This window comes from Streptomyces sp., from assembly GCF_036524955.1.
In the GTDB taxonomy this organism is placed as follows: Bacteria; Actinomycetota; Actinomycetes; order Streptomycetales; family Streptomycetaceae; genus Actinacidiphila.
Map to the genome: position 1 here is coordinate 1 of NZ_DATDBG010000188.1, position 9,061 is coordinate 9,061.

The window sequence follows — 9,061 nt, forward strand, 5'->3', positions numbered from 1 at the left end:
CCGGGATCCGGCTCGGCGGGTCCCGGCGCGCTGCCGGGTGCCACACCGTCGCGCCGGGCGCGCGGTTCCCCGCGCCGCCGCGCGGTGCCGTACCCCGCGCGTGAAGGCCACTACGCTCGGGGCCATGAGCGATCAGCACCAGCACTTCGAAACTCTCGCCATCCACGCCGGGCAGCCGGCGGACGCGGCGACCGGCGCGGTGGTCACGCCGATCTACCAGGTGTCGACGTACAAGCAGGACGGCGTCGGCGGGTTGCGCGGCGGCTACGAGTACAGCCGGTCGGCCAATCCGACCAGGACCGCGCTGGAGGAGAACCTGGCCGCGCTGGAGGGCGGCAGCCGCGGGCTGGCGTTCGCCTCCGGGCTCGCGGCGGAGGACTGCCTGCTGCGTACGGTGCTCGCGCCCGGCGACCACGTGGTGATCCCGAACGACGCGTACGGGGGTACGTTCCGGCTGTTCGCCAAGGTGGTGGAACGCTGGGGCGTGACGTGGTCGGTCGCGGACACCTCGGACGTACAGGCGGTCCGGGACGCGGTGCGGCCGGAGACGAAGCTGATCTGGGTGGAGACGCCCTCCAACCCGCTGCTCGGCATCACCGACATCGCCGCGCTCGCAGGGGTGGCGCGGCAGGCGGGCGTACGGCTGGTGGTGGACAACACCTTCGCCAGCCCCTATCTCCAGCAGCCGCTCGCACTCGGCGCGGACGTGGTGGTGCACTCCACGACGAAGTACATGGGCGGGCACTCCGACGTGGTCGGCGGCGCGCTGGTGACCTCGGACGCGGCGCTCGGCGAGGAGCTGGCGTACCACCAGAACGCGATGGGGGCGGTGGCCGGGCCGTTCGACGCGTGGCTCGTGATGCGCGGCGTCAAGACGCTGGCGGTACGGATGGACCGGCACAGCGAGAACGCCGAGCGGATCGCGGAGATGCTCACCGCGCACCCGAGGGTCACCCGGGTGTACTACCCGGGGCTCCCCGGGCACCCGGGACACGAGGTGGCCGCCAAGCAGATGAAGGCGTTCGGCGGGATGGTCTCCTTCCAGGTCGAGGGCGGCGAGGACGCGGCGGTCGAGGTGTGCGACCGGGCGCGGCTGTTCACCCTCGGCGAGTCCCTGGGCGGCGTGGAGTCCCTGATCGAGCACCCGGGCCGGATGACGCACGCGTCGGTGGCCGGCTCCGCGCTGGAGGTCCCCGCCGACCTGGTACGGCTGTCGGTCGGCATCGAGGCGGTGGACGATCTGCTGGCCGACCTCAAGCAGGCGCTGGGCTGAGGTGAGCGAGGAGGGGGCGGTGGTCGGCTCGTCCCCGGGGGCCGACCCGGTCGGGCGGCCGGAATTCGCGGTCGGGCGGCCCGGACCCGCGCCGGCGGCCCGGGTTCGCGGTCGGTCGGCGGTCGGAGTTCGCGGTCGGGCGGGTGACGGGGCTCGGGCTCGTTCCGTGTGCGCCCCGCACGGCGGCCGGGGATCAGCGGGGGGCCGACGTCTAACGCCGCCGGCCCGTCCCGGACCACCAGGTGCTGTCGCCCGGCCCGCCGGACGTGCCGCCGTCCGGCCACATCAGGGCGGCGAGCACCAGGCCGGCCACGGCGGCGGCGATCAGGAGGGCCCACAGCACGGCGTGCGCGACGCGTCGGCGGTGCAGGATGCGGCGGCCTCGGAGCATCGCGCGGGTCGCCAGGCCGACGGGTACGGCGGGGTGCGGGGTGTCCAGCAGGCGGCGGACCTCGTCGTCGCGGCGGTTCGGCAACCGGCTCACGGCGACACCTCGGGTACGTGCGAGCCGGACGGCTCACCGGCGGCCCGCCGCGCGCCGGGCCGTTTTCCGGCGATCCGCCCGGACGCCGCTCTCGGCGCCGCACGGGGGACTCCGGAAGGGGGGACTCCGGAGGCGGCGGAAGGCGCCGAGCGGGGAGCTCCGGAAGGGCCCGTGTCCGCGGAGAATGCCGAAGCCCCCGAGCCCGCGGAAGGGCCTGGGCTCGCGGAGCGTCCCGAGCCCGGAGTTCCGGTGGGTCCCGAGCCCGCGGAAGGCCCTGCCCCCGGAAGCCGGGAAGCCCCCGCCGGACTCCCCGCGCCCCCCACCCCCGCATCCCTGCTTCTCAGCGTCGCCGCCGCCCGCGCGCAGATCGCCCGGACCCGTTCGGCGGGCAGTCCGAGCTGCGCCGCAGTCTGTTCCTCCGCGACGCCCTCGAAGAACCGCATCGTGACGACGAGGCGTTCCTGGCCGGTGAGCCGGTCGAGGGTGCCGCCGTGCGGGCGGCGCCACCAGGGGCGGCAGGCGAACCGGCGGACGAGTTCGCCGCGTGCCCGCTCGTACGGGTCCTCCGCGCGCATCCGGAACCAGTCGGCGTAGGTGCGGGACAGTGCGGTGGTGAGCAGGCGCTCGGCCTCGGCCTGGTCGCCGGTGAGGAGCAGGGCCGTGTGCAGCAGCCGCCCCGCCGCGCCCGCGGCGAACGCCTCGAATTCGGCGTCCCGCCGGAGTTCCGCTGCCGCCCGGTGCTTCCCCACGCGGCCATGGGATGGCAACCGGGCGGCCGGGGTCAAGCCCCCTGCCCGGCCCCCCGCACCCCGCCCGCGCCGAGCGGGGCATCCGCCTCCGGGCCGGCCTTCTCCGCGACGATCGCGGCGACCGCGGCGACCGCGGCGGCGTCCAGCTCGTCCCGCTGGCTCAGGCCCGCGTGCCATTCGGCGAGCGCCACGTTGAACCGTACGAGCAGGTCGGTGAAGACCTCGCGCTCCTGACCGGTCCAGTCGTCGGTGACCTGGGCCATCAGGCGGCGGCGGGAGTCGCGTACGTCGTCCAGGCGGCCCCGGCCGCGCGGGGAGAGGGCGAGGACGACCGCGCGGCCGTCCTCCGGGTGGGAGGTGCGTTTGACCAGGCCGGTGTCGACCAGCGGTGCCACCTGGCGGGTCACCGTGGAGGAGTCGATACCCATCGCTTCGGCCAGCGCCTTGACACCCATCGGGCCCTCCCGGTCGAGCCGGTTGAGTAGCAGATAGGCGGCGCGGTCCATGGAGTTGCGGGCCTTGCCGACGCCGCCGAGCCGGGTCTGTTCCGCGCGGCGGGCGAAGAGGGCGACCTGGTGCTGGAGGCGCTCAAGGAGTTCGGTCGAGGTCTCCGTGGGGTTGGACATGACCTTGAAGCTCGCGTTCTGTCGGCCTGCTAAGAGGGGTGGGAAGGCGGGAAGTTGGGAGAAGAGTACGCGGACCGGATGCCCCCGTCGCCCTTCCCGTCGAATCCGCGATCCCGTTCTGACCGGGCCCTGACAGGCGTGCGGAGGCCCGCACACATCCTCGTACGGCACCGTGCGCGGGCCCATGTGAACGGCGTGGCACCCCGATGTGAACAAGAGCCCCAGGTGAGGGCGTTGGGCGTGCCGTTCGGGCGGACGCTGCGAGACTGGCCGTATGGACAGACCGGCCCCCCAGACGATCACCCTCGACGACGTGCGCGGCGCGCACAAAATGCTTTCCGGAGTCGCCCGGATCACCACGATGGAGGGCTCGCGCCACCTGTCGTCGCTGGTCGGGGCACCTGTGCACCTCAAATGCGAGAACCTTCAGCGGACCGGTTCGTTCAAGATCCGCGGCGCGTACGTCCGTATCGCCGGGCTCACCGCCGCGGAGCGGGCGGCCGGGGTGGTCGCGGCCAGCGCGGGCAACCACGCGCAGGGCGTCGCGCTCGCCGCCTCGCTGCTCGGGGTTCGTTCGACGGTCTTCATGCCGGTGTGCGCGCCGCTGCCGAAGGTCGCCGCGACGCGGGAGTACGGCGCCGAGGTGCGGCTGCACGGCGCGGTCGTGGACGAGACGCTGCAGGCGGCCCGGGAGTACGCGGAGCGGACCGGTGCGGTCCTGATCCACCCCTTCGACCACCCGGACGTCATCGCCGGGCAGGCCACGGTCGGCCTGGAGATCCTGGAGCAGTGCCCCGAGGTGCGCACGATCGTGGTGGGCGTGGGCGGCGGCGGGCTCGCGGCCGGGATCGCGGTCGCGGTCAAGCCGCTGCGGCCGGAGGTGCGGATCGTCGGCGTGCAGGCGGTGGGCGCCGCCGCGTATCCGCCGTCGCTGGCAGCCGGGCGGCCGGTGGCGCTGGACACGGTGGCCACCATGGCGGACGGCATCATGGTCGGCCGGCCGGGCGACATTCCGTTCGCGATCATCCGGGATCTGGTGGACGATGTCGTGACGGTCACGGAGGACCAGCTCTCCGCGGCGCTGCTGCTGTGCCTGGAGCGGGCGAAGCTGGTGGTGGAGCCGGCCGGTGCGAGCCCGGTGGCGGCGCTGCTGGCCGCGCCGCACGCCTTCGAGGGGCCGGTGGTCGCGGTGCTGTCCGGCGGGAATGTGGACCCGTTGCTGATGCAGCGCACCCTGCGCCACGGCATGTCGGCGGCGGGCCGCTACCTCTCCCTGCGGGTGCGGCTGACCGACCGGCCCGGGGCGCTCGCCACGCTTCTTGGGGTGTTGTCAGTGGTGGACGCTAACGTCCTGGATGTCAGCCATGTGCGCATCGACCCGAAACTCGCGCTCACCGAAGCCGAGGTCGAGGTGCACCTGGAAACCAAGGGACCGGAGCACTGCGCCGCGGTCGGCGCGGCGTTGGAGGACGCCGGGTACACGGTGATCGCCTGACGCGACACGGACATGGGGATTGACGCGATATATCGCGTATGGCATTCTCGCGGTATATCGCGAGGGGCATCCGTTCGCGTACGGCGGCGTTCGCCCACGGCGGCTGTTCGTACAAGCACCGCAAGCACAGCAATGGACGGGAGCGAAAGACATGCCGGGCGCCATCTACGCCGAAGGTCTGGTGAAGACCTTCGGCGACGTCAGAGCCCTGGGGGGAGTGGATCTCGACGTACCGGAGGGCACTGTCCTGGGGCTGCTCGGCCCCAACGGCGCGGGGAAGACCACCGCCGTCCGGGTCCTGACCACCCTCCTGCGACCCGACAGCGGCAAGGCCGTGGTCGCGGGCATCGACGTACTGAAACACCCCAACGAGGTGCGCAGGCACATCGGCCTGTCGGGCCAGTTCGCCGCGGTCGACGAATACCTGACCGGCCGGGAGAACCTCCAGATGGTCGGCCAGCTCTACCAGCTCAGCGCCCGGCGGGCGCGGGCGCGGGCCGACGAACTGCTGGAGCGGTTCAACCTGGCCGACGCGGCCGGCCGGCCCTCCAAGACGTACTCCGGCGGCATGCGGCGTCGGCTCGACCTGGCCGCCGCGCTGGTCGTCAGTCCGCCGGTCATGTTCATGGACGAGCCGACCACCGGACTCGACCCGCGCAACCGGCAGGCGCTGTGGGAGGTCATCCAGGAACTGGTCGCGGGCGGCACCACGCTGCTGCTCACCACCCAGTACCTGGAGGAGGCCGACCACCTGGCGCACGACATCTGCGTCATCGACCACGGCATCGTCATCGCCCGGGGCACCTCCGACCAGCTCAAGGCGCAGACCGGCGGCGAACGCGTCGAGGTCGTCGCGCACGACCGGGACCGGATCGAGGAGGCCGCCCGCGTACTGGCCTCGTTCGGCAAGGGCGAGGCCAAGATCGAGCGGCACACCCGCAAGATCACCGTCCCGGTCACCGGCGGCGCCAAGCTGCTCGCCGAGGTCATCCGCGACCTGGACGCCGAGGGAATCGAGATCGACGACATCGGTCTGCGCCGGCCGACCCTGGACGACGTGTTCATCTCCCTCACCGGCCACGGGGCCGAGGAAGCGGCGGAGATCGCCGACAACGACCGCGCGAACGGCGCCGCCGCTGGTGTCGTCGCCGGCTCCGCCGTGAAGGAGGCCGTGAAGTGACCACCGTGACCGAAACCGCTCGGGCCACCCTCGCGCCCACCGCGCGCGGGGGCCTCGCCCAGTCCGCCCACGACTCCCTGGTGGTCGCCAAGCGCAACCTGCTGCGGATGATGCGCATCCCCGAGGTCGTGGTCTTCGGGCTGGTCCAGCCGATCATGTTCGTGGTGCTGTTCTCCTACGTCTTCGGCGGCTCGGTGAACATCGGCGGCTCCACCCGGGCGAGCGACTACCGCGAGTTCCTGATGGCCGGCATCTTCGCGCAGACCGTCACCTTCGCCACGGCCGGCGCGGGCGCGGGCATCGCCGACGACATGCACAAGGGCCTCATCGACCGGTTCCGCTCGCTGCCGATGGCCCGCGGCGCGGTGCTCACCGGCCGGACGCTGGCCGACCTGGTGCAGACCGCGCTCACCGTCGTCGTGCTGGCGATCGTCGGCCTGCTGGTCGGCTGGCGGGTCCACGACGGCATCCCGAAGATGTTCGCCGCCTTCGGGCTGCTGCTCCTGCTGGGGTACGCGTTCTCGTGGACCGGCGCGCTGATCGGGCTGAGCGTGCGTTCCCCGGAGGCGGCCACCTCCGGCGGCCTGATCTGGCTCTTCCCGGTGACCTTCGTGTCCAACGCGTTCGTCTCCACCGCCGGGATGACGCCCTGGCTGCGGCACATCGCCGAGTGGAACCCGTTCAGCGCCACCGTCCAGGCGTGCCGCGTCCTGTTCGGCAACCCCGGGGTCGTGCACTCGGGCGCCTGGCCGATGGAGCACCCGGTGTGGGCCTCGCTGCTCTGGTCGGTGCTCATCGTGCTGGTCTTCCGCACCCTGGCGGTGCGCAAGTACCGGTCGGCGACGGCGTAGCGGCACAGCGGAGCCCCGGCCGGGCGACGGCCGGGGCTCCGCAGGCCTGTGTCCGCTCAGCCCTGGTACGGCTTCACGTCGAGGATCCGCACCGACGCGGTCTTGCCGTTGGGCAGCTCGTACGCGGCGTCCTCGCCGGTCTTCTTGCCGGTCACTCCGCGGCCGAGCGGGGACTGCGGCGAGTAGGTGTCCACGTCGCCGGCCACACCCTCGCGGGAGCCCAGCAGGAAGGTCATCGTGTCATCGGGGTCGCCGTCGAACGCGATGGTGACGACCATCCCCGGGGCCACCACGCCGTCGTCCGCCGGGGCCTCGCCCACCTTCGCGGTCTCCAGGATCTGGGTGAGCTGGCGGATGCGCAGCTCCAGCTTGCCCTGGTCCTCACGCGCCGCGTGGTACCCGGCGTTCTCCTTGAGATCGCCTTCCTGGCGGGCTTCCTCGATCTTGGCGACGATCTCGGCGCGCGCCGGACCAGACAGTTCCTCCAGCTCGGCCTTGAGCTGGTCGTACGCCGCCTGGGTGAGCCAGGTGACGTTCTCGCTGGTCTGGGTCACAGGTGCTCCTCGTCGGTACTGTCGTGCCATGTGCCTGTCCGGCGGACTCCCCGCGGACGGTGCGCCGCCGCGTCCGCGGCAGGGCGAATCGTCCCCGCGGACCGGTTCGGGCGCGGGCCCGATGAACAGTTGCATTGCCACCGGCCGCCGGGACGAAACCACGAGCCTAACAATTACCCGACGTGGACGGGAGCGACCGAGCCTCCGGGCGGGTGAGCGGTCCCGGTCGCCCGCCCTCGCGGCGGTCTCCGCCCGCGCCCGGACCACTGGCCACGGGTCGGCCACCGGGTCGGCAGCCCCGGGATTCCGCAGGCCGGCGTCGGTGCCCGCGCGGTCCCGGTGCCTCAGGCCCGTTGCCCCGTGCCTACCCCCGTGGCGCGCTGCCGCAGTGCACCAGCTCGCCGGTCTGGCCGCGAGCGGTGGTACGCAGCGTGACGATCGTGTCGACCTGTCCGGAGCGCCGGGAAACGGTCACGTCCTTGCGGCCGACCTCGTTGTGTTCGGCGTCCTCCGAGCGGAGGGTGCACACCACGACCGCGTCCGGGTCCTTGTGCACCTCCAGGTGGATCTCGACGGCCCGGTCGGAGACGGTCCGGAAGGAGACGACCTGGCCGCTGACGCCGGTGCCGGTCACGTAGTGCCAGCCGTACCAGACGATCCCGGCGGCGGCCAGTACGCCCAGTACGACGGCGGCGATCCGCAGGCCGCGGTCGGCGCGGGCGTCGGCGCCGGGCCCGTAGCGGCCGTCGGGCGGGGAGTGCGGCGGGCCGGGCTGCACGGCCGTCATGATCGCTCCTCCCGTTCACGGACGCGGGAGGACATGGGAACCTGCCGGTGGAACTATTCGTCCCCTCACTCGGTCACACTATAGATGGCGCCCTCTCAGCCGACGGAGGGGGCGGGGGGCCGCACGGGTGGCGCCCCCTTGAGACCCGAATACTTTTGAGGACCCCGCCTTGACTGAGCAGCTTCGACTGATGGCCGTACACGCTCACCCCGACGACGAGTCCAGCAAGGGCGCTGCCACGATGGCCAAGTACGTGTCCGAGGGGGTGGACGTACTGGTGGCGACGTGCACCGGAGGCGAGCGCGGCTCCGTACTCAACCCGAAGCTCCAGGGCGACCCCTACATCGAGGAGCACATCCACGAGGTGCGGGCCAAGGAGATGGACGAGGCCCGCCAGATCCTCGGGGTGCGTCAGTCCTGGCTCGGTTTCGTGGACTCCGGCCTGCCCGAGGGCGACCCGCTGCCGCCGCTGCCCGAGGGCTGCTTCGGCCTCCAGGACGTGGACGAGGCGGCCGGCGCCCTGGTGAAGCTGATCCGCGAGTTCCGGCCGCACGTCATGACCACGTACGACGAGAACGGCGGCTACCCGCACCCCGACCACATCATGACCCACAAGATCTCGATGGTCGCCTTCGACGCCGCCGGCGACCCGGAGCGGTACCCCGGGGCCGGTGAGCCGTGGACGCCGCTGAAGCTCTACTACAACCAGGGCTTCAGCAAGCCGCGCACCATCGCCCTGCACGAGGCGCTGCTCGCCCGCGGCCTGGAGTCCCCGTACGAGGAGTGGCTCAAGCGGTGGGACGAGTTCGCCCGCCCCGAGCGCAACATCTCCACCCAGGTGCCGTGCGGCGAGTTCTTCGAGATCCGGGACAAGGCCCTGCTCGCCCACGCCACCCAGATCGACCCCGACGGCCCCTGGTTCCACGTCCCGATGGACATCCAGCGCGAGATCTGGCCCACCGAGGACTACGAGCTGGCGAAGTCCCGGGTGGACGTCTCCCTCCCCGAGGACGACCTCTTCGCGGGCGTCCGCGAGTCCTAGTGCCGGGTCGGCCGGGGTTC

The 9,061-nt window shown here is 72.6% G+C and carries 9 protein-coding genes and 1 pseudogene; 5 read left to right on the forward strand and 5 right to left on the reverse strand.

Features of this window, described 5'->3' with window-relative positions; translation table 11 throughout:
* Positions 1 to 124 precede the first annotated feature (124 nt).
* Positions 125 to 1,273 (forward strand): cystathionine gamma-synthase, encoded by a 1,149-nt coding sequence (locus VIW71_RS15485; RefSeq protein ID WP_331622858.1) that lies wholly within the window; start codon positions 125 to 127, stop codon positions 1,271 to 1,273.
* 211 nt (positions 1,274 to 1,484) lie between these two features.
* Here VIW71_RS15485 and VIW71_RS15490 read toward each other — a convergent pair whose 3' ends face one another.
* From VIW71_RS15490 to VIW71_RS15500, 3 genes and pseudogenes are all read right to left on the reverse strand, one after another.
* Entirely contained in the window at positions 1,485 to 1,757 is a 273-nt protein-coding gene (locus VIW71_RS15490) for a hypothetical protein (RefSeq protein WP_331622859.1), read from the reverse strand.
* Between the two features lie 314 nt (positions 1,758 to 2,071).
* Positions 2,072 to 2,506: pseudogene (locus tag VIW71_RS15495) on the reverse strand (sigma factor-like helix-turn-helix DNA-binding protein); the annotation flags it as partial.
* A 32-nt stretch (positions 2,507 to 2,538) separates the two neighbouring features.
* Positions 2,539 to 3,132 carry a MarR family winged helix-turn-helix transcriptional regulator gene (locus tag VIW71_RS15500; RefSeq protein WP_331622860.1) on the reverse strand — a complete coding sequence of 198 codons (594 nt, stop codon included), beginning with the start codon at positions 3,130 to 3,132 and terminating at the stop codon, positions 2,539 to 2,541.
* Between the two features lie 274 nt (positions 3,133 to 3,406).
* On the opposite strand from VIW71_RS15500, the gene ilvA reads away from it, so the two are divergent.
* The 3 genes from ilvA to VIW71_RS15515 all read left to right on the forward strand — a co-directional run bounded on the left by ilvA (position 3,407) and on the right by VIW71_RS15515 (position 6,658).
* A complete protein-coding gene (gene ilvA, locus VIW71_RS15505) occupies positions 3,407 to 4,627 on the forward strand; it encodes a threonine ammonia-lyase (RefSeq protein WP_331622861.1) in 1,221 nt (406 codons plus the stop codon).
* Between the two features lie 151 nt (positions 4,628 to 4,778).
* Entirely contained in the window at positions 4,779 to 5,807 is a 1,029-nt protein-coding gene (locus VIW71_RS15510) for an ATP-binding cassette domain-containing protein (protein WP_331622862.1), read from the forward strand.
* Entirely contained in the window at positions 5,804 to 6,658 is an 855-nt protein-coding gene (locus VIW71_RS15515; protein ID WP_331622863.1) for an ABC transporter permease, read from the forward strand. Before VIW71_RS15510 ends, VIW71_RS15515 begins: the two co-directional genes overlap by 4 nt.
* A gap of 56 nt (positions 6,659 to 6,714) precedes the next feature.
* Here the strand turns inward: VIW71_RS15515 and greA are convergent, their stop codons facing one another.
* Both greA and VIW71_RS15525 read right to left on the reverse strand, forming a co-directional pair.
* The gene (gene greA / locus VIW71_RS15520; RefSeq protein WP_331622864.1) at positions 6,715 to 7,212 is read right to left on the reverse strand and encodes a transcription elongation factor GreA; all 498 of its coding nucleotides are present in this window, start codon (positions 7,210 to 7,212) and stop codon (positions 6,715 to 6,717) included.
* A gap of 364 nt (positions 7,213 to 7,576) precedes the next feature.
* The gene (locus VIW71_RS15525) at positions 7,577 to 7,999 is read right to left on the reverse strand and encodes a DUF4307 domain-containing protein (protein ID WP_331622865.1); all 423 of its coding nucleotides are present in this window, start codon (positions 7,997 to 7,999) and stop codon (positions 7,577 to 7,579) included.
* A gap of 169 nt (positions 8,000 to 8,168) precedes the next feature.
* Between VIW71_RS15525 and mca the strand changes: the two genes are divergently transcribed.
* Complete coding sequence (mca, locus tag VIW71_RS15530; protein WP_331622866.1) at positions 8,169 to 9,041, forward strand: mycothiol conjugate amidase Mca; 873 nt, start codon at positions 8,169 to 8,171, stop codon at positions 9,039 to 9,041.
* The last annotated feature ends 20 nt before the right edge of the window (positions 9,042 to 9,061 follow it).